We start from the raw sequence: 25,257 nt of genomic DNA on the forward strand, positions 1-25,257 counted from the left end.
CCCCTTCGATCCGACTGGTCACCAGTGAAGCACTCACCACTGACAACACCTTCCGACAGCGAGGAGTTCCAGGCATGAGCCGCATCTCTCCGACCGACCCCGAACTGGCCCACCGCCTCAGCAGACGAGGCATGCTCGGTGTGGCCGCGGGCACCACCGCGGCCGCACTGCTGGGCGCCGTCTCGACCCCTGCCAACGCGGCTACCGGGGCCACGGCCGCACCCGCTGCCACCGGAAGTGGCCGGCCCGTACTGCCGCCGGGACGGCTCGGCGTCCAGCTCTACAGCCTGCGCGACAAGGTCGCCACACTCGGCTTCGCCCCCGTCTTCGCCGAACTGGAGAAGTACGGCTACGACGAGATCGAGTTCGCCGGTTACACCCAGGGCTCGGCCGGACCCATCACGCTCACCCAGCTCAAACGCCTGGCGAAGAACCACGGCCTGACCCCGATCGGCAGTCACGTCGGCTACTACTCCAGCGACCCCAACGCGTACACCTTCGCGCAGAACCTCACCCAGGTCCTCGACGACGCCGAGGCCCTGGGCCTCAAGCACATCGGCACCGCCTCGGGCCCGTTCCGCTACGGCTCGACCGTGGACGCCTGGAAGCGTGCCGCCGAGGAGTTCAACACCTACGGCGCGGCGGCCAAGGCACGCGGCATGAAGTTCTACCAGCACAACCACTCCGACGAGTTCTCCTTCGCCACCGACAACCCGAAGGTCCGTCTCTACGACGTACTGCTCGCCGAGACCGACCCCGACCTCGTGTACCTGGAGATGGACATCTTCTGGGCGTACGCGGGCCAGTTCCGCTTCTCCAAGCGGCCCGACGGCACGCCCGCGCCCTTCGAGCCACTCGACTACGTCCTCAAGCAGTCCCACCGCTACCCGCTCTTCCACGTGAAGGACGGGGAGAGCGACCCTTCGAACCAGTTCGGTTACCGCATGGTGGACGTGGGCGATGGCGACATCGACTACCACCGCTTCATCTCGGCCGTGACCCGGCTGCGCGGCGAGCGCCTGGCGCACCACTGGCAGACCGAGCACGACGCCCCGACGGAGTCGTTCACATTCGCACGCCGCTCCAGCGCCTACCTGCACTCCCTGCGCGAGAACCGCTGAGGCACCACCCGCGGGCCCGCACCAGGACGCCCTGCGGCACCACCGATCCGCCCGGTGGTGCCGCATCGCGAGGCGGGGCGGGAAATGTGCCGGGTCACCGGGCTCCTCTGTACGACGTCCGACCGCAGCACGGCGGCGCGAGCCCTGCGCGCGATCCTGGACCAGCACCGCGCCGGGCACCATGTGCCCCTGGCTGAGCGCCGCCCTGGGCCGCCGGACTTCTCGCGCTCCCCTTCGTCGGGGTCGGTAAGCCGTGGCGGCATGGCGTGGGCCGGTATGGGCCCCGGTTCATGGATGGAGTGTGCTGGCACGCCTGATGGAACCGAACGATTGCGCGCCTGCTGATCTTGCTTGCTTGCTTGCTGGCGCGCGGGCGAGGGCCCCTTTGGCACAAGGAGTCACGGGACTGTAGTTGGCTGGTGACCGTGAGTGGAGTGCCGGCTCGTGGCGCACTGTCGCCCGCCGAAGGCCCGGATACGCAGGTGAAAGCCACTCCGAAACCTTGGTATTGTTGTTCATGTCGCCGCGGGGAAGATCCCCGGCAAGGCGGCAGACACCTGGTCCGGGTGGCGGAATGGCAGACGCGCTAGCTTGAGGTGCTAGTGCCCTTTATCGGGCGTGGGGGTTCAAGTCCCCCCTCGGACACAGAGTTGCCCCACGGCGCCCTGTTCTTGGGCAAGGGGAATCGGCACCCGCTTCCGGCTATCGGCCGGGGCGGGTGTTCGTCGTTTCGGTGCCTTCGGCCTGGCTTCTCCCTTCGCTGCCGTTTCGCTGGGCCTTGGTCGGCTGATGGTGATCCTTTCTTTCTGGGGTGTGTCCGCGGTCAAGGACCGGGTCGCGGGGTCGTAGGTGAGGGTGGTCTCCTCGCTACGGAGGTGGGCGATCGCCTGGGCGGGTGTGGGCGGCACCGAGTCACGGACCAGGGACGCCGACCCGAGAGGCTCCGTGTGGCTGGTGAGGCGGAGGTGCAGGGCGGGCAGGTGTGGCAGGACGTGGTCTTCGCGCAGGTAGGCGTTGGGGGTGCGGCCGGGTTCGGGGTGGGTGGCGCTGGTGTGGCCGTGGCGGCACCGGTAGCCGGGACGGTGGTGGGTCCAGTGGGATTCCATGCGCCGGCCGCAGACGCCGCAGCCCGGTGACCGTCGGGTGGACCCTCGTATTCGTCCAGGCCGGTGAGCACGAGAGAGTTTGTTCCAGGGTGCTGTCCGAGGCTCTCCGTGTCTTCGAGGAGCCAGGGATCGAGCGTCCCGTTTTCCGGCACCAGCCACACCCGTCTGCCGACCCAGCCGCGCACGGCTTCTTCCGGGACCCACCGGCTCCGAAGATGCCGGCGAGTTTGCGGCGGCCAGCGGCTGGGGCCCGCTAATCCTGCAGCGTGTCTCTTTGATGGGCAGGCCAATTGATCTGACGCGTCCGTCCTGTCCGTGATCGCTGTTGAGGTGTGGGGCCAGGTCGTGCCGTTGACGCCAGCCGATCGGTCGGGTGGTGGTGGCATCGGCTGGACTGTGTAGGTCGACTTCACGGTCCGACCAGGCTGTGGCTGCGAGGAGCCGGTCGCGGGAAGGGGAGGCGAAACCGGGCAGGGGCTGTCGTTGCTCAGTGTTCTTCGGGGACGAGTGCCGTGATGACGCCGACCTCCTCGGCGTCGAGGTGGATGTGTCCGGCGGCGAGGTTCTCCTCCAGGTGCCTGATGCTGGTCGTGCCGGGGATGGGCAGTGTCCGGGGGCCGAGGTGCAGCTGCCAGGCCAGGGCGATCTGGCGTGGTGTGGCGTCGTGGGCGGTGGCGATCGGGTCGATCACCGCATGGAAGAGGTCGCCCTCGCCTTCCCCGGGCATATCGCCTGGGTGCCAGGGCGAGAACACGATCCCGGCCTCTTCTGCCAGCCGCCGTACGGCCGTGTTCTCCCGGACCGCCACGTTGTGCTGCACGGTGACGGCCGCGATGTCGGTGATGGCCAGGGCGGTGCGGAGCTGGCCGGCACTGATGTTGGACAGGCCGATGTGGCGGATGAGGCCGCTGCGCCTCATGTCTGCGAGCGTGCCGACGATGTCCTCGAAGGGGACGTCGGTCATGGCCGGCGTGTGGAGGTAGTACAGGTCGATGTGGTCCAGGCCCAGCCGCCGTGCGCTCATGTGGGCGGCCTGCCGCAGGTAGTTGCGGTTGCCGACCGCGCCCAGGTCGCCGTAGTCGGGGCCGCCGCGCACGAAGCCGCCCTTGGTGGCGATCACCAGGTCGTCCGGGTAGGGGTGGAGCGCCTCGCGGATCAGTTCCTCGTTGCTGTGGGGCCCGTAGACGTCGGCGGTGTCGATGAGGTTCACGCCCCGCTCGACGGCGGCGCGCAGGACGGCCGCGGCACGGGCGCGATCAGGATAGTCGCCCCAGACTCGCGGCCCGGTCAGTCGCATCGCGCCGTAGCCGATGCGACGGACGGTGAGGTCCCCGCCGATCGTGACAGTCTCGGGCGCCGGCGTGGTGGCCTCCCGCGTCGCGGCGGCCTGTGCTTCGGTGGTCATGTCGTTCTCCTCTGGTCGCTGGTGCCGGTGGCTGCGTGCCGCCGGCGGGCGGGATCACAGGGGCTGCTGGGCCGGGTCCCGCCCGCTGCCCGGCAAAGGGGGTGCGCGGTTACGGCACGGTGTAGCCGCCGTCGACCGGGATGACCGCGCCGGTGACGAAGCTCGACCGCTCGGAGCTGAGCCAGACCACGGCGTCGGCGATCTCCTCGGCCCTGGCGATCCGGCCCAGCGGGTGCGAGGCGACGATCGACTTCATGGGCTCGGTGTCCGGGTCCATGACCGCGATCATCGGGGTCTCGACCAGGCCGGGCGCCACCGCGTTGACGCGGATGCCGTGCGGCGCGGCCTCCAGCGCCGTGCTCTTGGTCATGGAGATCACGGCCGCCTTGGTGGCGGTGTAGCCGGAGAAGCCGGTGACCCCCCCCAGCCCGGCGCCGGAGGCCATGTTCACGATGACGCCGGAGCCCTGCGCGACCATGTGCTTCAGCTCGTGCTTCATCGACAGGAACGCGCCGCGGGTGTTGGTGGCGAGCATCCGGTCGAGCATGTCGGCGTGGTACTCCCAGGTGTACTGGAACTCACCGTCGTAGCCGGCGTTGTTGAGCGCGATGTCGAGCCGGCCGGTGCCTTCGACCGCGGCCGCGACCGCCCGCTCCACGGCGTCCTCCTGTGAGACGTCGGCCAGGACGTATCGGGCGGTGCCGCCGGCGGCATCGATGAGGCGCACCGTCTCCTTCAGGGACTCCTCGGTGCGGCCTGCGACGGTCACGAGGGCGCCTTCGGCCGCGAGCGCCAGGGCGCTGGCTCGGCCGATTCCGCTGCCCCCGCCTGTGATCAGTGCCGACTTCCCCGCAAACTGCTGCGTCATTGTTCTTCTTCCCTTCTGGCGTGCTGGTGTCGTGGTGAGTGGACGTCAGCCCTGGAGCGAGGCGGTGGAGCGAACGGTGAGCTCGTTGACGTCGACGCCCTCGGGCTGGTCGACCGCGTAGCCGATGGCGTCCGCGATGGCCGAGGCGTCGAGACCGACCGCGCCGAGCGCGTCGCGGATCGCGTCCTGGAGCTGGTCCGTGCCTCCGGAGTGGGTGAGTTCGGTGCGGGTGAGGCCGGGGCAGACGACGGTAACGCGGATGTCGGGGGTCTCCTGGCGCAGCCCTTCGGACACGGCGCGCACGGCGTACTTCGTCGCGGAGTACACGACGCCGGTGGGGTCGACCCGGTTGGCGGCGGTGGAGGCGACGTTGACGATCTGTCCGGAGCGGCGTCCGCGCATCGACGGCAGGACGGCGGCGATGCCGTGCAGCACGCCGCGCAGGTTCACGTCGATCATCGCGTTCCACTCGTCGACCCGGAGCTCCTCGACCATGGACAGCGGCATGATGCCCGCGTTGTTCACCAGGACGTCGAGCCGCCCGTGCCGGGCGAGGACGTCGTCGACGACGCCGCGCACGCTGTCGAGGTCGGTGACGTCCAGCTCCGCGTACTCCGCGTCGTACCCGGCCTCCTTCAGCTCGGCCGTCAGCCGGGCGAGACGGTCCACGCGGCGGGCGCCGAGGACGACGTGGTGGCCGGCCGCGGCCAGCCGGCGGGCGGTGGCCTCGCCGATACCGCTGGAGGCACCGGTGATCAGAACGATCTTGGACGTGCTCATGGCTCGTTCCCTTCGGGATCTCGGAAGAGGTGGGTTTCGGTTGCGACGTATCCAGATCACCACCGCCGCGAAGGGGGCGGCAGACGGGAACCGAACCCCTGGCACGGCGTACGGGGGGTACGTCTTACCCCCCTCTGAGCACCCCGGTCGGCTACTCTCGCCAGCCATGACCGACAGTGACCTGCGGGACTTCCTACGCTCCCGCCGCGCCCGCGTCAGCCCCGAGGCCGCGGGCCTGCCCCGACCTCCCGGCATACGCCGCGTCCCCGGCCTGCGCCGCGAGGAGGTCGCCCAGCTTGCTGGCGTCAGCGTCGACTACTACGTACGCCTTGAACGCGGCCGCAACCCGCACGCCTCGCCCGCCGTCCTGGACGCCGTGGCCCGCGCCCTGAAGCTGGATGCCGCCGAACGCGACCACCTCTTCGCCCTCGCCAAGCCCACCCGGCCGCAGCCCCACCAGGCACCCGAATCAGTACGCCCCGGCCTGCTCCACGCCCTGGACAACATCACCAGCATCCCCGCGCTGATCCTCGACCACTGTCTCGACGTCCTGGCCATGAACCGGCTGGCCCGCACCTTCTACCCGACCTTTGACGAACTCCCGGCGGGCGAGTGGAACATGGCCCGCTTCATGTTTCTCGACCCCGCCGCCCGCGAGCTGTACGTCGACTGGGACGAGACCGCCCGCGAGAACGTCGGCATGCTGCGCCTCTACGCCGGCCGCCACCCGCAGGACGAGCGCCTCGCGCGGATCGTCGAGGATCTGACCGCCGACCCCGACTTCCGGCGTCTCTGGAACGACCAGGATGTGTATCGACCCACGTACGGCGCCAAGCGCTACCGCCACCCGCTCGCCGGCGAACTCACCCTCGGATTCGAGGCGTTCACGCCGGCCGGTGCCCCGCGCCAGACCCTCGGCCTGTACCCCGTCGAACCCGGCTCACCCTCCGAGGAAGCCCTCCGCACGCTCTGACACCTCAATCCGCCTTGGGGCCACAGCCACCGGACACCACGGTCTTCGTGATCGATGCGTTTGAGGCTGCGGTGAGCCGTCGTTGGGAGTGGCTGCGAGGGCCCGTCGCTAGGCGCTGCCCCAGGTTGACCAGCGCAGCAGGTACCCAGGTGAGGGCAGCAGCCGTCTGAGGATCGCCCCGCGAAGGTGTCGGATCGCTGGGACGATCAGGTTGATCGGCTCGCTGTTGCGGGTGGGCGGTTGGTGTCGGCGCGCCTGCTCGGGGCCGCGCTCGAGGCAACCGCGGCGAGGAAGGCGAGGGCGACCATAGCCAGGGCGATGTGTCAGTGCCAGGCGGTCCAGTGCCTCACTTGATAGTGGTCCAGGCCGGTCTGGACTTTGGCGGCCTGGAAGCATTCCTCGATGCTCCAGCGAATGCCGGCGATGCGTACGAGTTCGGACAGCGCCACCGGGGCGGGTGACCAGCACAGGTAGAAGGCCAGTTCACGGGTGCTGGGATTGCGGCGGATAAGCAGGTAGCCGTGGTCGTCGTCGCCGTTGTGGAACCAGGCCCAGCCGAAGTAGCGCGGGCCTTTCGCGCCTGCTCCGGCGCTTTGCCGGTGCCAGGCCGAGGCGGGCAGCCGGTCGGCGACGACCTGTGCCGGGATCGGGGTGCGGCCATGGTTGATCCGCAGCCTCGTGGTGCAGGCGACCGCGAGGACGTAGCCAACCTTGCGGGCCTCCGGGCCGCGCGCAGGTGAGGGTCCTGGCCGTAGGCCTCGTCGCCGGTGACCCAGGAGGCACTGATCCCGGCTCGAGCGCCGTGACCGCACTGCCTGAAAGCGTAGACCGCGACATCTTCGATCACCGGATCATCTTCGCGCTCAAGCCGCGAAAAACCTCGTCATGGACCTCGAAGACGCCGGCATCCGGGCCAGGTTCCTGATTCGGGACCGGGACGGGAATTTTCCCGCCCTGATCGGCGGTGTACCAGTTTGGAAGATCAGTGCTGCGGTCGACTGCTGACCTGCGGAGCCCCTGACCTGGGCCGGAGCGCGCTCGGCGCCGTCGTTCCCCGTTAGTACTCCAGCAGGATTTCGGTGTCTGACCTGTGGGTTTCACCGGGTGGCGGGAGTGTAGCGGGGCTTTGAACGTGCAGGGGCGGCCTCACGGAGACCTGTCCTAGCCGAAAACGCCATCCGCCCTGCTCAGGCCGCACGCTGATACTCGTGGAGGAGGCCGCCGAGGCGGTCGGTTCGGCGTATGCCGAGCCGTGCGATGTGCTCCGGGTTGTCGATCGGATCGGGAAGGGCGCGGAGGGGGCGGGCGTTCGCGATGCCCTGGTGTGGCCTGTGCTCGTTGTAGAACTTCTCGAACTCACGTAAGCGCGTGCAGGAGGTGGCGCTGGCACCAGATCAGGGTTCGGTCCAGCAGCTCGCGTCGGCAGGTCTGTACCCATCTCTCGATGAGGGAGTTCATGCGTGGCATGCGGACCCCGCTGAGCACGACCTTGATCCCCGCGTCAGCGAGGACAGCGTCGAACAGTTCGGGGAACTTCCCGTTCCGGTCCCGGATCAGGAACCGTGCCCGGCAGATGGCGTCTTCGAGGTCCATGACGGGGTTCTTCGCCGCCTGGGCCACCCAGGACGCGGTCGGATGAGCGGTCGCGCCCAGGATCCGAAGGCGGCGGTTGGCGTGCTCGATGATCGCGAGCACATATAGCCGGGCACCGGACAGGGTGACCGTTTCGAAGAAGTCGCAGGCGAGGAGCGCGTCCGTCTGGGAGCGCAGGAAGGACGTCCAGATGCTGGAGGTGTGCTCGGGTGCCGGTGGGATTCCGGCCTCCTTCAGGATCTCCCAGACGGTGGACGCGGCGACCTTGATGCCGAGAACGAGCAGCTCGCCGTGCAGGCGGCGGTAGCCCCACCCCGGATTCTCTGCGGCCAGACGCAGTACCAGGGCGCGGATGGAGCGTATGGTGCGCGGTCGGCCTGGGCGCTTGGGACGGGATTGGGCGGCGTGGCGGCGGGCGAGTCGCGGTGCCGGCGCAGCACGGTGTCCGGTCGCACCAACAACCGCATCCGACGGAGCACCTGCGCTGGAAGGCCCTGGAGCAGCGCGGCCAGGTACTTCGCCGTGCCTCGCCTCAAGGCTTCCCCCTCTACCTCAGTCAGTGGTCTGCTGGGCCTGGAATCGAGCTCTCTGAGCTGCCTTCGTGGCCTGAAACTTCGCCACACGTTCATCGGACTCGATCTTGAGTCGTTCAGTCTCTGCGTCCAAGGCGTCCCTCCGCCGCTGTGTGTTGGCTTCGATCTTCGCCTTGGCAACGGTCGCGGCGGCGGTCACAGAGGCCGCTACGGCGCCACTCGCGAGGATTTCATTGATCAGCTCAGGCTCGGCCTGGCGTTGAAGCGCCTCGGGAGCGCTTTCGATTGGTCGCCGAGCTGATCGCCGCAGATTTGAAAGCCTGCCCCTGACGTCGTCCGGCGCACGCGACGCTATGGGCGGATCGGGCCACCTGGGGCGGTTGCGTCGGGTGGGGACCTCCGGTTGCGGGTGGGCTGGCCGGGGCCGTCGAGGTAGGGGCGCCAGAGGCGGGTTATCGGGCGCGTCTGAGCAGGCTTCATCCTCGTTCGACGCAACGCGTTTGGTGTCCTGGCTAATATGCCAGCTGTAGGCGATCCGTGGATCAGGCATCTCACTAGCAGACACGACGTCAGCTTATCCCGAAGCGGCATGGCCTCGTAGCAGGAATGAGATACTTAATTCCTGGGCCGTCAGGCCGTGAAAGTCGGTTGGACAGCGGGAGCCGCAGGCGCTGGCTCGGCTGGGGCCCTCGGTGGCAACCTTCTTCTCCTGGAGCTTTCCGATCTCCGCAAGCGCCAGCTGGCCGGCCTCGGTCAGAGCCCAAGCGGCAGCCCTCTTGGAGTCCCTGTGTCGCTGAGCAATCTCTTGCATCCCGGTGACAACCACCGTGCGGGTGCCGATTATTCATCCGCACAGCTCAGGCTGCATGTCGGTACTCGCGAAGGGTATCGCCGAGCAGATCTCGTCAACAGATCGCCAGGGTCCGTTTGTCCTGGCTCGGTGATCGTTTCTGGCAGCAGGCTGAGCGGGCCGCTTGATTCAGGGCTCGGTGCGCCCGGTGCTCGCCACCCCGGCGAGTGTCCCGTCACGAGCATTTTCCTTGCCTCGCGCCACCTGACCGGGCGGGGTGGAACGTGTTTACCAGAGCCGTCCTTGCGCGAGCGTATCGTTAGCGGTCAACTCGGACCTCGGACACAACGATTGACAATACGGAGACGAGGGCCTTGACCTAACGGTCGCGGTCCTCGTTGCGTGTTCATAGGTGATTTCGATCCCGAGGGCTTCGTAGAGCGGGCCCTTCTTGTCGGCGTCCGCCGCATGGATGCGCTGCGCAACGTCTCCAAGACTCACTGTGATCTCTCGGATCTGTTGCGCGTCGAATGGTGATTCCTTCTTTCGAATGGCGGTGGGGAGCGCTTCCAGCTTCTTCCGCGCCGCCTCTTTGTCTTTCTGTGCCTCGTTGATCCACTGGGTGACGACGGCTGGGTCGGCTCCGGCTTCGAGAGCGGCCTGGTAGCGGGCGATCCGGCGCTCACAGCCTTTGATCGCGTTGCGTGCTTGGGCCTGCTCGGGTGTCTGCGTCTCTCGGGTGCTTGCTGCGGCGTCGCCATGGGCTGTCCTGGCAGAAAATCTGCATGCCATGGCCACCGCCGAGGCTGGCGGTCACCTCCATATCGACTACTTCCCGGAGCACCCCTACCTGCCAGATCCGCTGGGTCGAGGGCCACGGACGCACCCACTGGGGCAGACTGGAGCACCACGACCGCTCACACCACTACGTGCCCGGGGGCAGGACGTTCATGACCGGGCGGTCGTGACCGGGAGAATCCGAGGAGCCCCGCGGCCGGATGGTCCTCTCCAGGAACGTGCTGGGTGAGGGTCTGAAATGCGTCTGCGGAGGAGGCGTCGTTGGGGGTGTAGATCTCGAGGCGGTGGTCTGGGCTGTCGGGTTGGAGCCAGACGTGGTAGGCGATGCTCGCGGCGCCGATGGTGGGGTGTTGCAGGTGCATGTCGCCGGTGGTGCAGTCGGCGACTTCACCGGTTGCCCACATCGTGGCGAACTGGTCACTGCGCATCGTGAGCTCGCCGATGAGGTTCGCCAGGCGCGCGTCGGTCGGGTAGCGCCCGGCTGTGAGTCGCAGGTAGGCGACGTGGACGCGGGCGAGCTCCTCCCAGTTGCGGTGTAGATCTCTGGTGAGAGGGTCCAGGAAGAACATCCTCGGAATCGAGGGACGAGACTGCGGGTGGTGGGGCGCCTCGTAGTCGACGTGTTCGGCGAGGAGTGCGTGGCCGGTGCGGTTCCAGGCGAGTACGTCTCCGCGTCTGCCCAGCACGATGGCCGGGGTCGTCTCGGCCAGCGCTGCGAGCAGTGCGAGAACCCGTGGATGGGGCTTCTCCTCAGGAGGTTCGGCCAGGCCGGGCCGTGAGGATCGCCGGGCCAGATTGTGAAGGTGTGCGCTCTCCACTGGGTCCAGTTCCAGCACACGTGCGAGTGCGTCGAGAACCTGTTCGGAAGCCGTCTCTGCCTGGCCCTGCTCCAGTCGGGTGTAGTAGCCGGCACTGACCCCTGCCAGGTGGGCAAGCTCCTCGCGGCGTAGCCCCGGTACGCGCCGGGCGGTCCCATAGGTGCGCAGCCCGATCTGGTCCGGGGTCACGCGATCGCGGCGGCTCTTCAAGAACGCTCCGAGGCTTTCCACGACATCGAGACTAGGCGGCCTCCGCCCGCGGCTGGGTGTACCTGATGGGTGTACCCACGGCAGGTGGCTGGCTGTTGGATGCGCCGGTATCGAGCGTTGCCTGCATGACGCAACACACCACCCGCGGCAGCGGTGTCCGGGCCTGGCTCGGTCTGCTTGTCGTCCTCGGTCCCGTGCTCCTGGTCTCGATGGACGGCTCCATCTTGTTCCTCGCCATGCCGAGGGTCAGCCAAGCGCTCAACCCCAGCGCGGGCCAGGCACTGTGGATCCTGGACAGCTACGGCTTCGCCGTGGGCTCCCTGCTCATCGCGTTCGGGAACATCGGCGACCGGTACGGCCGACTCAAGCTCCTCATGGCCGGCGCGACCTGTTTCGGTATCGGCTCGGCAGCCGCCGCATTCGCCCCCACTCCCGAGCTCCTCATCGCTGCCCGTGCCCTGATGGGGGTCGCGGGAGCCACCCTGCTTCCGTCCGCCCTGGCGGTGCTCAGCGAGCTGTTCACCGATCCGAAGCGACGGGCGCAGGCCATCGGCATCTTCGCCGCCGCCTTCGCCGCGGGATTCGCGATCGGCCCCGTCATCGGAGGCGTCCTGTTGGAACGCTTCTGGTGGGGATCGGTCTTCTTGATCAATCTTCCCGTCATCGTCCTGTTCCTGTGCTGCGCACCCGCCCTGCTCAGGGATGTACGGGCCACCCGGCCCGGCCGAATCGACGTCCTCAGCGTGGCGACCTCGGCAGTCGGTCTGCTCCTGGCGGCCTACGGTCTCAAGCACGCTGCAGCCGAGGGCCTCTCGGTCTCGGCGGTGCTCGCCGGACTTGCCGGGATCGTCGTGCTCGTATGGTTCGGAGCGCGCCAGCGGCAGCTGGACCATCCGCTCATCGACTTCTCGCTGTTCCGCGACCGGGTCTTCGCCATCGCGGTGATCACCGGCCTGCTGCCCCTGGCCGCATGGTCGGCATCCGCCTACCTGGCCGGCATCTACCTGCAGTCCGTCCTCGGCATTCCCGTTCTGCAAGCCGCACTGCTGGCGCTGCCGGGGGCCGTCGCGCTCACCACGACCTGCATCGTGACCCCAGCGGTGGTCGATCGCATCGGCAAGCGCACCGCCTTGCTGGTCTGCCACTTCTCCATCGCCATCGGACTCCTCCTTCTCCTGCCCATCACCGTCACCGGTGGGATCGGCTGGTACGTCCTTTCCACAGCGATCGCCGGCATCGGCTACGGCATCTCGTTCGCGGTCGTCGCCGACACCGCCGTCGGTGCGGTTCCGCCCGAGCGGGCAGGCTCAGCCGGGGCGATCGCCGAGACCAGTAACGAGATCGGCAACGCCCTCGGTATCGCACTCCTCGGCTCGCTTGCCGCCCTGCTGTTCCGGCTCCAAGGCCCCGGCCTCGCGCCGACCCTCGACGAAACGCTTCAACTCCCAGGCCTGGCAGAAACGCTGGTCACCAGCGCCAAGTCAGCCTTCGTCGCCGGCCTGCACGTAGCGGCAGCCGCGGCCGGCCTGCTTCACCTCGCGCTCGGCGTCGTCGCTTTCCGCCGGCTGCCCCGCTCGACCGGAGACGACGTTCCTGCCAAGCAGCCAACGGTAGAGCCGCGGCGCTAGCTAGCCGCCGCAGCTCAGGTCCTTCGCGGGCAGCCGGCCCGTGGTCAGGTACCGCGTGACGCTGGCATCCGCACAGGACGGGCCGGCCACCACCACGCCGTGGCCCTCACCGCCGGCCACTGTAACCATCCGCGCACCGTGCAGCGCCCGCCGCATGCCCTGCGCCATGGCCAGCGTCGCCTGCGGGTCCCACTGGTTCTGCACGATCAGCGCGTTGACGTCGTTGCTCACCACGGTGGCCGGCTCGCTTCCCGCCGACTTCCAGAACGCGCACGGCTGAATGTTGGCCCCCAGGTCGCCGGCCAACGGGTACTTGGCTCGGTCTCGGATCGCGTCCCGGCGGTACTGCTCGGGGTTGCGCGGCCAGCTACGGGTGTCGCCGCAGAAGACGGCCCACACGGCGGCGGACTGGTTGTCCGCCGGAACGTCCGCACCGAACGCCCCCGCCTCCGCGTCGGCGGACGGGGTCGGGACGGAGTCCGGCATCGCCGTCGCAGTCGGCGTGGCCGGCGCGGGCGGTCCGCCCGCGGCCGCGGCCTTCAACGCGACGATCCACGGGGTGACGGTCGCGACGTGGACGAACGCACCGTACTCGGAACGGATGGCGCCGCCGCTGAGCGCCCCGCCCGTCGTCGGGACGGGCGTGCGGTCGGCGCGGGCGATGAGCTCCCCGTACGTCTTCCGGACCTCCGCCGGAGTCGGGCCCAGCCCGTACGTGGCGTTGCGCGCGGCGGCCCACTCGGTCCACCGGGTGAAGGCGAGTTCGGCCCCCGCCGACCACCCCCGGAACATCCCTCGCCACGCGAGCTTCGGATCGAGCGCGCTGTCGAGCACGAACCGGTCCGAATGCCGGGGGAACATCTGCGTGTAGACGGCGCCCAGGTACGTGCCGTACGAGTACCCGAAGTAGGAGATCTTCCTCTCGCCCAGTGCCGCCCGGACGACGTCCATGTCCCGTGCCGTGTTGCGGGTGGTGATGTGCGGCAGCACGTCACCCGCCTTGGCCCGGCACTTGTCGGCCACCATCCGGGCCCGGGCCACGTCCTTCGCGAACATCCTTGCGGTGTAGGGGTGCTGGAAGGTCTGTTCGTCGCCCGTCAGGTCGCAGCCGATCGGCGAGCTCTGCCCGACCCCGCGCGGGTCGAAGCCGACCAGGTCGAACCGGTCTCGTACCTCCGCCGGCAGCAGCGGCTCCATCTCCATGGGCATGGTCAGTCCCGGAACGCCCGGGCCCCCAGGATTCATCAGCAGCACGCCGTGCCGCTCCTTCGTACTGCCCGCCTTGATCCGCGATATCGCGAGGTCGATCTTCCGGCCCCCGGGGTCGCTGTAGTCCAGCGGCACCTTGACCTTCGCGCACTCGAACGCCGCCGGCCGGCCCGTATCGCAGCGCTGCCAACGGAGTTTCTGCTGCGCGTACTGCTGGAGCGGATCCCCCGCCGCGATCGCCGTCACGGGGCTGAGCGCTGCCATCACGGTCGTCACCGCGCCGACCGTCAGCACGGAAATCGTTCGTCCACCTCGTAGAGCCATGCCAGTCCTCTGTACAGAATCAGTGTCTCGGATCGCCTCCAGTCTCTGTTCCGCCCCACTCGTACCTCGTACGGCGCGGGGATGGGCTCGTGATCCATCTCGTGGCGTACGACGACGCACCGACGTCCTGCTGGAGTCCTGCTCCTTGTCGTTCATCGGTCAGGGTGGGCGGCCGATCGGCCACCTACCGGCAGTAAGCCGTGGACACCCCGGCCCGCAGCGCAGCGATGGCACAGGCGGCCTCAGCGCCGCCGGCGCGGCCGATCGCTGTGTCGTCGGCGCCCGGGCGGAAGCGGTCAACACGGTTGCCGCGTTCCGGCATTCGCCGGGATGGGTGACGAAGCCGACCTTGTTGCGCACCACGCCGACCGGGCTGCCGCTCTTCGCGACCGCCCACACCGGCGGACGGAAGCCAACGGCAAGGCGGTGTCAATTAGTTGACGCCCCGCCACCGTCGGCACCCACACGCAGACAGCAGGGGCCCGGTGTGATCGGCCCATGCAGTGGTTCGGCGGTGTCGGCGGTGGTACGGGTGGATCGGCGCGGGTCGAGCGCCCGACCGGTGGCCAAGTTCTTGTCGGCGGCGAGCTCCTCGGGAGCGGCAGTGGCGGCCAGGCCGGCGCGTCGTCCCACTCGGCGCGGCCTCCCTATCTTCCGGGCTTGTCGGATCAGCGCGCGGATCCCCCGTCCCCTAGGGGTTAGGGAAGGGATACCCGGCGTCGCGCGTCCAGCAGGATCCGGAAGAGAGGACCTAGTAGTGCTTGGTCAGGTTCGTATCGGGGTGGGTATGTCGTGGTGGCAGGTGGGGCAGGCGCCGGTCCAGAGGGCGAGGAGGGTCTGCGGTTCGCGGACTACTCGGTAGAGGCTCAGGCCGGCGCCGTGTCTTTTGGGGGCACGGGCCAGTCGTTGCAGGGTGCAGAAGGCGTGCGCGACGGAGGCGAGGGTGACGTGGTGGTGTCAGCCGTTCCAGGTGCGGCCCTCGAAGTGGGCCAGGCCGAAGGCCTGCTTCATCTCGCGGTAGTCGTGCTCGATACGCCAGCGGAGCTTGGCAAGCCGGACCAGGGTGGTCAGCGGGGGGTCGTCGGGCAGGTCGGACAGCCAGAACTGGACCGGCTCGCTCTCCCCGGCGGGCCACTCGGCCAGCAGCCAGCACTCAGGCGGTTCCGGGCTGTCGGTGGCCTGCCGGATCTCGCGCCCGGCAGGCCGGACCCGCAGGGCCACGAACCGCGAGTACATGCGCTTGAAGCCGGAACGGCCGGTGCCGGGCCGGGATCCCTCACGCCACTGGACGGGCCGTGCGGCCTTCCGCCCCGTCGCGATGACCAGCTCTTTCACCGAGGAGGCGGACGCAGGGGACGCCCCGGCACTTCGGGACTACACGCCGGTCAAGTGCCTCGCGCTGATCGCGTGCCTGGTACACAAGGCGAGGATGCGGGTCCGTGACGACCTGGCGACGATGTTCTGCAAGCGAGTGGCCACGAAGATCAAGAAGGCCAAGATGGGGCTGGAGGAGATCCGGCTGGCCGAGCGGGAGATCGCCGAGGCCCTGATCGGGAACTACCGCACCGTGCTCAAGGACATCGACGCTGACGGCCCGGTCCAGCTGGCGCTGGCGAAGGCCGCGGAGATGACCGCCGAGGCGAGGGCGGCCCTTGAGGGGCTGGATGAGGAGGCGTCGGCCGACGACGTGGTCCGGCGGCTGGGCGGGAAACGATCTGGCCGCCGCGCGCGGGGACGTGGCGACCGGGCCGGTCGCCCGTCTGCTCGACTATGACGCCCGGCACCAGTCGCAGCTCGTCCACACGCTGTCGTGCTGGCTGGACGCTTTCGGTGACGTGGGTGCCGCGTCCGCCATGGCGCGTACGTGCACCCCAACACCTTCCGGTACCGACTGTGCCGGGTCGCAGAGGTCGGTGAGATCAATCTAGACGACCCTGGCGAGCGGTTCGGGGCGACGCTGCAACTCCGGCTCCACCTGCCCGGCACCATGAGGAGAAGCACCGCAACGAGTCAACATTCGTCCGCACCGCTCGAATACCACCTGAAGATTCGTGGATCTCGACGAATCGGCTGCGTCACCTGATGTCCAGGATGGGCCGTCAACCCCGACACAGCGGTACGGAGGTAGCCATGACCGCAGTGGTCACCGAGGACACCTGGACGTCTGAGCGGGTCAACCGGACAGCAACGATCACGATGGTGGTCATGCTGTGCGCCTGGTCGATCGACTACATCGACCGGTTCTCCATCAGCATGGCTCTGCCGTCGATCGGCGAGGAGTTCCATCTCGGCAAGACCGCGCAGGGCTCGCTGGTCACCGTCTTCGCGCTGGTCTACATGATCTGCCAGATACCGGCCGGCTACCTGGCCGATCGGTATGGCTCCCGCAAACCGATGCTGATCACGCTCGTGCTGTGGTCGCTGTTCACCGCTTTGACCGGGATGGCCGGCACCTTCGGTCTGCTCCTGCTGTTCCGTGGCCTGTTCGGTGCTTGTCAGGGTGCCTTCCCGGCGGCGTCGTTCAAAGCCATCGCGGAACGGACGACACCGGAGAGACGGGGGACCGCCACCAGCGTGATGTTGTCCGCCAGTGGGATCGCCGGCCTCGCCCCCCTGCTCGTCGCCCCACTGCTGACAGCCATCGGCTGGAGGCACACCTTCCTCTGGATGGCGGGTTGTGGCGCGGCCATCGGCATCGGGCTGTGGGCGCTCCTGCCCAAGGCGTTGCCGGACCGGCTCAGCCGGCTGCCGCAAACGGCGGTGACGACGCCCGAAGTCTCGCGTGCGCAAGTGCTGAAGTCCCCGGGTGTGTGGAAGTTCGCCGTGCTTTTCTGCGCGATGAACATGCTCAGCTACGGCCTGGTCACCTGGGTGCCCAGCTACCTGCTCGAGGCCAGGCACCTGTCGCTGAACGCGACCGGCGTGCTGTCGGCGATCCCGAGTCTGGTGGGCTTCGCGACGACCATCTTCGGCGGCTGGCTGTTCGACCGGTACTTCCATGACAAGGCCAGGTGGTACCTGGTGTCCATAGCGACGGTGACCTCCGTCCTGCTCGCCCTGATGGTGTCGGCGGGCAGCGCGGCGACATTCACGGTCTACGAGACGTTGGCCATCGGAGTGTTCGGGATGGCGACGATGTGCGTCTTCGGCCTTCCGCTGCGGGTGCTTCCCACGGCGGTGGCCGGACTCGGTGCCGGGATGACGAACTTCGGCGGCCAGGTCGCCGGCGTCATCGCGCCGCTGGCGATGGGCTGGCTGGCGGACACGTTCTCCTACACCGCGGCGTTCGGCTTCCTGATCTGCACCACGCTGCTCACCGCAGTGCTCGCGTTCTGGGTGCCGCAGCGCGCCGAAGAGTTCGACTTCCCGTCGACCGGCACCAAGTAGCCGACCGGCGCACCAGCAAACATATCCAGCCGGACAGAAAGTCCACACCGTAAAGACAGAAGGGATCACCCCGTGGTCACCGAATCGGAAGTGGTCGCGACAATCACCGCCCGAGCGGCGGAAGTCGGCGTCCGCGTCTGGCTGCACGCGGCCGATCTGGACGGCCCGCGACAGATGGGCATCGACGCCGAGGAGCCGGTGGTCACCGCGTCCGTTTTCAAGGTTCCCGTGGCCGTGGAACTCGCCCGGCAGGCGGCCGACGGTGAAGTCGACCTCGCGGAGCGGATCGCGGTGGCACCGGGACATCCGACCGCCAGCCCGTACGGCCTTGCGACGTTCCGCCACGACGTCACGATGTCCTGGTACGACCTGGCCGTCCTGATGATCGGCATCAGCGACAACGTCGCCACAGACCTGATCCTCGGGAAGGTGGGAAAGGCCGCGGTCGCCAAGACACTGCGGCGGCTCGACCTCCCGCACACGGCCGTCCCCCACGACTGCGGGGAGCTGTTGCGCACGATCGGCGAGGACCTCGGGATCGACTACCAGGACGACGAACGGATCCTGGCCGCGTTGCCAGCCGAACAACTCGCCAAGCTGAGTGCGTTGACACCCGAAGAGACCTGCCGGACCACCGCCGCGGAAAGCACCCGGTTGCTGGGCCTGATCTGGCGTGACGAAGCAGCGCCCGCGGCGGCGTGCGCCGACGTCCGGCGCTGGCTGGAACTGCAGCTGTGGCCGCACCGGCTGCGCTCCGGCTTCGCGGACGACGACGTCAGGATCAGCGGCAAGACCGGAACGCTGCCCTCGCTGCGCAACGAGATCGGCGTGGTGGAGTACCCGGACGGCGGCCGGTACGCAGTCGGTGTCTTCACCAGGGCCGTCGACGCCCGATCGAGAGTTCCCGAACGTGACGCCTTCATCGGGTTCGCCGCCGCCCGGGCGGTGGACTGGCTTCGGCGGTAACCCGTACCGGCGCCCTGGGCCACCGCCGCCGGCGGACCGGTCGAGGCGTTCAGGTTCGTGTACTCGGATGGATCTGCCGCCCCGGATTCGTCGCGCGAGACGAACGGACCGTCCGGTAAAGCTCCTAGGGTCGCCAGCAGCGAGGCTAGGAGGCGAAGCATGCGGACACTGTTGCGGGGCGGTCGCGTCATCGACCCGGCTACGGGCTTTGACGGCACGGCTGACGTACTGGTCTCCGACGGCGAGGTCATCGCCGTCGGAGACGGGCTGCCGGCTGCCGACGACCAGGTCGACATTGATGTCGCCGGGTACATCGTGGGGCCCGGGTTCATCGATCTGCACAGCCACGTGCACTCCATCGCGGGCCAGCGGCTGCAGGCGATGGACGGCGTCACGACGGCGCTCGATCTGGAAGCCGGGATGATGCCCGTCGAACGGGCCTACGCCGAGGCGGCCGCGGCGGGACGCCCGCTGCACTACGGCTTCTCGGCCTCCTGGGGTTCCGCGCGGGCCAAGGTGCTCGCCGGCATCGAACCGGACGCGAACATCAACACCGGGCTTGCCGTGCTCGGGAATCCGGCCTGGCAGCGGTCCTCGTCGAAGGCCGAACTGGCCGCCTGGCTGTCCCTTGTGGAGGGTGAGCTGGCGGCGGGCGCGCTCGGCGTCGGCGTGTTGCTCGGGTACGCCCCGGCCAGCGATCCGGCCGAGTTCCTGGCGTTGGCGAAGCTGGCCAAGCAGGCCGAAGCGCCCACGTACACGCACGTCCGCGAGCTGGTCGAGATGGACCCGGCCACGCCGGTCGACGGGTCGCAGGAGATCGCGATCGTCGCGGCCGAGACCGGTGCCGCGATGCACCACTGTCACGTCAACAGCACGTCCGGACGGCACGTCGACCGGGTGCTCGCCGCGCTGGAGTCGGGTCGTTCCGCCGGGTCGCGGGTGACGATTGAGGCCTATCCCTACGGTGCAGGCAGCACCGGCATCGGCGCGGCTTTCCTTTCGCCCGAGCGGCTCAAGATGAAGGGCCTCGACCCGACGCGCGTGCTGATGCTGGAGACCGGCGAGCGGATCGCCGATGAGGCCCGGCTGCTGCAGGTCCGCACCGAGGACCCGGGTGCGCCGTGCATCCTCGAGTTCCTCGACGAGCAGAGCCCGAAGGACCGGGACCTGCTGCACCAGACGCTCGCCTTCCCGGATTCGATCGTCGCGAGCGACGCCATGCCGGTGTACTGGCGAAACGCCGGCAACGAATCCACCGAATGGCCGCTGCCCCCTGGCGGTGCGACGCACCCGCGCACGGCGGGCACGTTCTCCAAGTCGCTGCGGTTGATGGTGCGCGAGGCCGGGGTCTGGACTTGGCTGGAGGCGTTCCGGCGCTGCTCCTACCTGCCCGCGCGGGTGCTCGACGAGGTCGCGCCCGGCGCGCGGACCAAGGGCAGGCTGAACGTCGGCGCGGACGCGGACATCGTCGTCCTCGACCCCGCCACCATCACCGACACGGCCACGTACTTCGATTCGACCCGGCCCTCGGTCGGCGTCCGGCACCTGTTCGTCGCGGGCACCCCAGTGGTCCGCGACGGACAGCTGCTCACCGACGCGTACCCTGGCCAGCCGCTGCGAGGGGAGCCACGATGATGGAATTCAACTTGGAAGCTTTGCTCACCGACATCGAAACGTTGGTGTGCTGCGAATCCCCGTCGTCCGACCTCGACGCGGTGGCGCGCAGCGCCGAGGTGCTGGCGGACCTCGGCAAGGCGTTGCTCGGCGTGGAGCCGGAGCGGATCGTCCTCGACGGCCGGACGCATCTGCGCTGGCGGTTCGGCGACGGCCCGGCGCGCGTGCTGCTGCTCGGCCACCACGACACGGTCTGGCCGCTGGGTTCCCTGGAAACGCACCCGTTTTCCGTGGCAGACGGGGTCTTGCGGGGGCCGGGCTGCTTCGACATGAAGGCGGGCGTCGTGATGGCGCTGCATGCGGCCGCGGCATTGCCGCGCCGGGCCGGATTGTCCATTTTGGTCACTGGCGACGAGGAGCTGGGCTCACCGTCGTCGCGAGGGCTGATCGAGGACGAGGCACGCGGCTGCGAGGCGGCGTTCGTGCTGGAGGCTTCGGCGGACGGCGGCGCGATCAAGACCCGGCGCAAAGGCGTTTCCCACTACCGGATCGAGGTGACCGGCCGCGCCGCGCACGCCGGGCTCGAACCGGAGAAGGGGATCAACGCCGGGATCGAGATCGCGCACCAGGTGCTCGCGGTCGCCGCACTCGCCGATGCGGAGCGCGGGACCAGCGTGGTGCCGACAGTGCTTTCGGCTGGCACGACGGTCAATACCGTGCCGGTGGCGGCCGCGGTCGAGGTCGACGTGCGGGTGTGGGACGAGGAGGAACAGCTCCGCGTCGACCGGGCGGTGCGGGCGTTGCAGCCGGTGCTGGCGGACGCACAGGTGCGGATCAGCGGCGGGATCAACCGTCTGCCGCTGGATGCCGATTCTTCGGCCGCGTTGTTCGGGCTGGCGCGGGAGTTGTCCGCGGAAATGGGGCTGCCGAAACTGACCGAGGCGACCGTCGGCGGTGCTTCGGACGGCAACTACACCGCGGGTCTGGGAGTGCCGACTCTCGACGGTCTCGGCGCGGTCGGCGGCGGGGCGCACGCGGATCACGAACATGTCCTGATCGAAGAATTGCCGTGGCGGACCACGTTGCTGTTCGCGCTGGTGGAAAACGTGTTGGCGAAGGGGAGTCCGTCGATTCTGACGAATCCGGCGAACAATTCTGGTCGAGCCCGACGGTGACTCTCCGGGGCAAGCCGGGAAAGGAGCATCCCGTGACGAATCTTGCGATGAACACGGAACGGCCGGTCACATCGGAAACTTGCGACGAGGCGGTCGCGGCCGCGCGGGCGGCGGCCGCCGCGTCGGGGGTCGAGGTACGGGAGATCACCGAGATGGCCGAACTGACCGCGGTCGGAGTGCTATTCGAGACGATCTGGCGGTCGGCGCCAGGCACCCGGCCGGTGACCACGGAGCTGCTGCGCGCGCTGTCGGCGGCCGGGAATTACGTGGCTGGCGCGTTTGTCGGCGGCGAGCTGCTCGGCGCGTGCGTCGGATTCTTCGGAAATCCCGGGAAAGGCAGTCTGCACAGTCACATCGCCGGAGTCGCCAAGGCCGGTGCGGGCCGCGGAATCGGGTATGCACTGAAATTGCACCAGCGCGGCTGGGCATTGGCGCAAGACGTCTCGGCGATCAAGTGGACGTTCGATCCGCTGGTGCGCCGCAACGCCTATTTCAACCTCGGCAAACTCGGTGCGCTCCCGGTGCTGTATCTGCGCGACTTCTACGGGCCGATGACGGACGGCATCAACGGTTCGGGCGACACCGACCGGCTGATGGTGTCCTGGGACCTGGCCGGCACGGCAGTGCGGGCCGCCGCGTTCGGCGAGCCCATCCGGACCGATGCGAAGGCCCTGCTCGAGCGGGGCGCTGCCGTGGCGCTCTCGGTGGACGCCGACGGCGGCCCGGCGACGGGCTCGGCAGATGCCCCGGTGGTGGTCGTCGCCGTCCCGGCCGACATCGAAGGCTTGCGCGGCACCGACCCCGGCAAAGCAGCCGCGTGGCGGGCCGCGCTGCGCGAAACGCTCGGCGGACTGATGTCCGCCGGGGGCCGGGTGAACGGCTTCGACCGGGCCGGCTTTTACGTGATTTCCAAGGAGGAGCAGTGAAACTCAGCGGTGTGGAACTGCGCCGGGTGCGGATGCCGCTCGTCGCCCCGTTCCGGACTTCGTTCGGCACCCAGTCCGCGCGCGAACTCCTGCTGCTGCGGGCGGTGACGCCGGCGGGCGAGGGCTGGGGCGAGTGCGTGACGATGGCCGGCCCGCTGTACTCGTCGGAGTACAACGACGGCGCCGAGCATGTGCTGCGCCACTACCTCGTCCCGGCGCTGCTGGCCGCAGAGGACGTGACCGCGGCGAAGGTGACGCCGTTGCTGGCCAAGTACAAGGGCCACCGGATGGCGAAGGGCGCGCTGGAGATGGCGGTGCTCGACGCCGAACTCCGCGCGAGCGAGCGATCCTTCGCGGCCGAGCTGGGGTCGGTGCGGGACACCGTGCCGTGCGGTGTCTCGGTCGGGATCATGGACACGATCCCGCAGTTGCTCGACGTCGTGGGCGGGTACCTGGACGACGGCTACGTGCGGATCAAGCTGAAGATCGAACCGGGCTGGGACGTCGAGCCGGTGCGCGCGGTCCGCGAACGCTTCGGCGACGACGTGTTGCTGCAGGTGGACGCCAACACCGCCTACACCCTGGGCGATGCGCCGCAGCTGGCCGGCCTCGATCCGTTCGGCCTGTTGCTGATCGAGCAGCCACTGGAAGAGGAGGACGTTCTCGGCCACGCCGAACTGGCGCGCCGGATCAAGACGCCGATCTGCCTGGACGAATCGATCGTGTCGGCGCGCGCGGCGGCGGACGCGATCAAGCTGGGCGCGGTCCAGATCGTGAACATCAAGCCGGGTCGGGTCGGCGGTTACCTCGAAGCGCGGCGGGTGCACGACGTGTGCGCGGCGCACGCGGTTCCGGTGTGGTGCGGGGGGATGATCGAGACCGGCCTCGGCAGGGCGGCGAACGTCGCGCTGGCCTCGCTGCCGGGCTTCACGCTTCCCGGGGACACCTCCGCGTCCGACCGGTTCTACCGGACCGACATCACCGAGCCGTTCGTGCTGTCCGACGGGCACCTGCCGGTGCCGACCGGTCCGGGCCTCGGCGTGGCGCCGATTCCGGAGCTGCTCGACGAGGTGACCACCGCGAAGGTGTGGATCGGTTCGTAGCCCGGCACGAATTCCGGGGGTAGATTCGGCCGAATCGAACAACCCGGTTCGACCGAGGCCGGGTCTACCTTCGGGGAGTGCTGACACCCGTGCCGACCAAGGCGCACACGAGTCTGGGTCGCGTCCTCGAAGCCCTCGGGGACGTGCTCCTCGAGCCGGTCGCCGTCGGGCGGGACACCCGGCGGCAGCTCGGCGGCGTGGTGATCCACGATCCGCACGACGACGCCGAGTTCCCCGCCAAGGCGGTCGTCCTCGGGGTCGGCGTGCGCGAAACCGACGCGATCGCGAAGCTGCTGCACACCGTCGGCGAACGTGGGGCGGCCGCGCTGGTCGTGCGGTCGCCGGTCTCCGCGTCGACGGAGCTGGTCCGAGCGGCCAACTCCACCGGGGTCGCGCTGCTCGGGCTGGCCAGCGGGGCGTCGTGGGCGCAGCTCGCCGCGATGCTCCGCACGTTGCTCGCCGAGGGCGACGTCGGCGATGTTTCCCCGCAGACGCTCGGCGGGATACCGTCCGGCGATCTGTTCGCGCTCGCCAACGCGGTCGCCGCGCTGCTGGACGCGCCGGTCACCATCGAGGACCGCAACTCGCGCGTGCTCGCGTTCTCCGGCCGCCAGGACGAGGCCGATCCTTCCCGCGTCGAAACGATTCTCGGTCGCCAGGTGCCCGAACGGTTCACCCGCGAGTTGGAGAAGGAAGGCGTTTTCGAACGCCTTTACCGGGACCACTGGCCGGTTTACGTCTACCCGGACGGCTACGACGAGAACATCGCCATGCCTAGGGTCGCGGTCGCGGTCCGAGCCGGCGACGAGGTCCTCGGCTCGATTTGGGCCGCAGTCGACAACGAGCTCAGCGAGGAACGTACCGCGGCGTTGGTCGACGCCTCGAAGATCGTTGCGCTGCATATGCTTCGGCTGCGCGCGGGTGCCGATGTCGAGCGCCGGTTGCGGGCCGATCTGGTGAGCACCGCGCTCGAAGGCGGCTCCGGCGCGCCGGAAGCCATCGCACGCCTCGGGTTGCTGGGGCAGCCCACCATCGTGCTCGCCATGGGACTCCTCGAGGTCCCCGACGACGACCTCCGGCTCGTAGCGGAACGCCAGAGAGTCGCCGACGCGTTCGCCATGCACCTCAGCGCCGTCCAGCCCCGGTCGGCGGTAGCGCTTGTCGGCGATGTCGCGTACGGCATCGTCCCGATGCCCGGGAACCACGGCGATTGCCGCGAACGCTCGGTGCGGGTCGCGTCGACCTTCCTGGAACGCACCGGCCGCCGGGCCGCCGCCGCAATCGGCGTCGGACCGCTCGCGCTCGACGGCTCGGGCCTGCGCGCATCCCGCGACGGGGCCGACCGCGCTTTGCGCGTGTTGCTCACCAACGGCGGCACAAAGCGAGTGATCACCGCCGAGGACGCGCACATCGAAGCGCTGATGCTCGAATTGGCGGACCTCTCCGCGGCACGCGGCGATGTCGCGACCGGGCCGATCGCGCGGCTGCTGGCCTACGACACGAAGCATCAATCGCAGCTCGTGCACACGCTGCGGTGCTGGCTCGATTCTTTCGGCGACATCGGTGCCGCGTCGGCCGTCGCGTACGTGCATCCGAGCACATTCCGGTACCGGTTGCGCCGACTCGTCGAGGTCGGCGGAATCGATCTCGACGACCCGCGAGACCGGTTCGCGGCGATGGTGCAGCTGCATTTGCTGCCGCGGGAGGGAAAAGCCCTTCCGGTTGAAGAGGCTTGACCGCCGTCCCGGTTGCTCCCCGGACCCGTTCCCGGGTCCCCGAGCGCGACGCATTCATCGGTTTCGCCGCGGCGACGGCAGTGGAGTCGCTGCGCACAGCCTGATCCGTCCGGGCGGAGGAACTTTCCCCGCGCTCTCCTCGGTCCTGACGAACAAGTGACGCAGACCACCAACCTAGCATTCCGGAAACGCCG

Annotated in this window: 19 protein-coding genes, 1 tRNA gene and 4 pseudogenes; 14 read left to right on the plus strand and 10 right to left on the minus strand. The window is 69.0% G+C overall.

The genetic code is table 11. From position 1 onward, the window contains the following. Positions 1-74: 74 nt before the first annotated feature. Both ACWDEX_RS08520 and ACWDEX_RS08525 read left to right on the plus strand, forming a co-directional pair. On the plus strand, positions 75-1,121 hold the full coding sequence (locus ACWDEX_RS08520; protein WP_450462513.1) for a sugar phosphate isomerase/epimerase family protein: 1,047 nt from the start codon (positions 75-77) through the stop codon (positions 1,119-1,121). Between the two features lie 560 nt (positions 1,122-1,681). Continuing rightward, a tRNA-Leu gene (locus ACWDEX_RS08525) sits at positions 1,682-1,766 on the plus strand. A 484-nt stretch (positions 1,767-2,250) separates the two neighbouring features. Here the strand turns inward: ACWDEX_RS08525 and ACWDEX_RS08530 are convergent. The 4 genes and pseudogenes from ACWDEX_RS08530 to ACWDEX_RS08545 all read right to left on the minus strand — a co-directional run. After that, a pseudogene (locus tag ACWDEX_RS08530) lies at positions 2,251-2,430 on the minus strand (barstar family protein); the annotation flags it as partial. Positions 2,431-2,714: 284 nt separating this feature from the next. Beyond that, positions 2,715-3,632 (minus strand): aldo/keto reductase, encoded by a 918-nt coding sequence (locus ACWDEX_RS08535; RefSeq protein WP_450462514.1) that lies wholly within the window; start codon positions 3,630-3,632, stop codon positions 2,715-2,717. A 109-nt stretch (positions 3,633-3,741) separates the two neighbouring features. After that, positions 3,742-4,500: an SDR family NAD(P)-dependent oxidoreductase gene (locus ACWDEX_RS08540; RefSeq protein WP_450462515.1), complete on the minus strand. Its 759-nt coding sequence runs from the start codon at positions 4,498-4,500 to the stop codon at positions 3,742-3,744. Between the two features lie 45 nt (positions 4,501-4,545). After that, entirely contained in the window at positions 4,546-5,280 is a 735-nt protein-coding gene (locus ACWDEX_RS08545; protein ID WP_450462516.1) for an SDR family oxidoreductase, read from the minus strand. Positions 5,281-5,446: 166 nt separating this feature from the next. Between ACWDEX_RS08545 and ACWDEX_RS08550 the strand changes: the two genes are divergently transcribed. Beyond that, positions 5,447-6,253, plus strand: a complete 807-nt coding sequence (locus tag ACWDEX_RS08550) for a helix-turn-helix transcriptional regulator (protein ID WP_450462517.1) — start codon at positions 5,447-5,449, stop codon at positions 6,251-6,253. Positions 6,254-6,257: 4 nt separating this feature from the next. Here ACWDEX_RS08550 and ACWDEX_RS08555 read toward each other — a convergent pair. The 3 genes and pseudogenes from ACWDEX_RS08555 to ACWDEX_RS08565 all read right to left on the minus strand — a co-directional run. Then, positions 6,258-7,046 (minus strand): annotated as a pseudogene (locus tag ACWDEX_RS08555) (IS701 family transposase); the annotation flags it as partial. Positions 7,047-7,440: 394 nt separating this feature from the next. Next, a pseudogene (locus ACWDEX_RS08560) lies at positions 7,441-8,313 on the minus strand (integrase core domain-containing protein). A gap of 1,144 nt (positions 8,314-9,457) precedes the next feature. Beyond that, positions 9,458-9,967, minus strand: a complete 510-nt coding sequence (locus tag ACWDEX_RS08565) for a hypothetical protein (protein ID WP_450462650.1) — start codon at positions 9,965-9,967, stop codon at positions 9,458-9,460. Between ACWDEX_RS08565 and ACWDEX_RS08570 the strand changes: the two genes are divergently transcribed. Then, the gene (locus ACWDEX_RS08570; RefSeq protein ID WP_450462518.1) at positions 9,960-10,196 is read left to right on the plus strand and encodes a hypothetical protein; all 237 of its coding nucleotides are present in this window, start codon (positions 9,960-9,962) and stop codon (positions 10,194-10,196) included. The genes ACWDEX_RS08565 and ACWDEX_RS08570 overlap by 8 nt on opposite strands. On the opposite strand, the gene ACWDEX_RS08575 is transcribed toward ACWDEX_RS08570, so the two are convergent. Further along, positions 10,087-11,016, minus strand: coding sequence for a helix-turn-helix transcriptional regulator (locus ACWDEX_RS08575; protein WP_450462519.1), 930 nt, complete (start codon positions 11,014-11,016; stop codon positions 10,087-10,089). The two genes, ACWDEX_RS08570 and ACWDEX_RS08575, sit on opposite strands and share 110 nt — an antisense overlap. A gap of 104 nt (positions 11,017-11,120) precedes the next feature. Between ACWDEX_RS08575 and ACWDEX_RS08580 the strand changes: the two genes are divergently transcribed. Continuing rightward, positions 11,121-12,623 (plus strand): MFS transporter, encoded by a 1,503-nt coding sequence (locus ACWDEX_RS08580; protein ID WP_450462520.1) that lies wholly within the window; start codon positions 11,121-11,123, stop codon positions 12,621-12,623. Here ACWDEX_RS08580 and ACWDEX_RS08585 read toward each other — a convergent pair whose 3' ends face one another. Together ACWDEX_RS08585 and ACWDEX_RS08590 are read right to left on the minus strand one after the other, a co-directional pair. Then, complete coding sequence (locus ACWDEX_RS08585) at positions 12,624-14,126, minus strand: alpha/beta hydrolase (protein WP_450462521.1); 1,503 nt, start codon at positions 14,124-14,126, stop codon at positions 12,624-12,626. 915 nt (positions 14,127-15,041) lie between these two features. After that, positions 15,042-15,494, minus strand: a pseudogene (locus ACWDEX_RS08590) (transposase); the annotation flags it as partial. On the opposite strand from ACWDEX_RS08590, the gene ACWDEX_RS08595 reads away from it, so the two are divergent. The 9 genes from ACWDEX_RS08595 to ACWDEX_RS08635 all read left to right on the plus strand — a co-directional run bounded on the left by ACWDEX_RS08595 (position 15,475) and on the right by ACWDEX_RS08635 (position 25,063). Continuing rightward, positions 15,475-15,930, plus strand: coding sequence for a hypothetical protein (locus ACWDEX_RS08595; RefSeq protein ID WP_450462522.1), 456 nt, complete (start codon positions 15,475-15,477; stop codon positions 15,928-15,930). The pseudogene ACWDEX_RS08590 and the gene ACWDEX_RS08595 overlap by 20 nt on opposite strands. A 90-nt stretch (positions 15,931-16,020) precedes the next feature. Next, positions 16,021-16,239, plus strand: a complete 219-nt coding sequence (locus tag ACWDEX_RS08600; RefSeq protein WP_450462523.1) for a helix-turn-helix domain-containing protein — start codon at positions 16,021-16,023, stop codon at positions 16,237-16,239. A gap of 47 nt (positions 16,240-16,286) precedes the next feature. Then, on the plus strand, positions 16,287-17,543 hold the full coding sequence (locus ACWDEX_RS08605; protein WP_450462524.1) for an MFS transporter: 1,257 nt from the start codon (positions 16,287-16,289) through the stop codon (positions 17,541-17,543). A gap of 72 nt (positions 17,544-17,615) precedes the next feature. Continuing rightward, positions 17,616-18,509: a serine hydrolase gene (locus ACWDEX_RS08610; protein WP_450462525.1), complete on the plus strand. Its 894-nt coding sequence runs from the start codon at positions 17,616-17,618 to the stop codon at positions 18,507-18,509. Between the two features lie 57 nt (positions 18,510-18,566). After that, entirely contained in the window at positions 18,567-20,144 is a 1,578-nt protein-coding gene (locus ACWDEX_RS08615) for an amidohydrolase family protein (RefSeq protein ID WP_450462526.1), read from the plus strand. Next, on the plus strand, positions 20,141-21,298 hold the full coding sequence (locus tag ACWDEX_RS08620; protein WP_450462527.1) for a M20 family metallopeptidase: 1,158 nt from the start codon (positions 20,141-20,143) through the stop codon (positions 21,296-21,298). The genes ACWDEX_RS08615 and ACWDEX_RS08620 overlap by 4 nt, the downstream gene beginning before the upstream one ends. 32 nt (positions 21,299-21,330) lie before the next feature. Next, positions 21,331-22,224: a GNAT family N-acetyltransferase gene (locus ACWDEX_RS08625; protein ID WP_450462528.1), complete on the plus strand. Its 894-nt coding sequence runs from the start codon at positions 21,331-21,333 to the stop codon at positions 22,222-22,224. After that, complete coding sequence (gene menC / locus ACWDEX_RS08630) at positions 22,221-23,327, plus strand: o-succinylbenzoate synthase (RefSeq protein ID WP_450462529.1); 1,107 nt, start codon at positions 22,221-22,223, stop codon at positions 23,325-23,327. Before ACWDEX_RS08625 ends, menC begins: the two co-directional genes overlap by 4 nt. Positions 23,328-23,404: 77 nt before the next feature. After that, complete coding sequence (locus tag ACWDEX_RS08635; RefSeq protein ID WP_450462530.1) at positions 23,405-25,063, plus strand: PucR family transcriptional regulator; 1,659 nt, start codon at positions 23,405-23,407, stop codon at positions 25,061-25,063. The last annotated feature ends 194 nt before the right edge of the window (positions 25,064-25,257 follow it).

The sequence above is a fragment of the Streptomyces sp. NPDC001020 genome, from assembly GCF_053599115.1.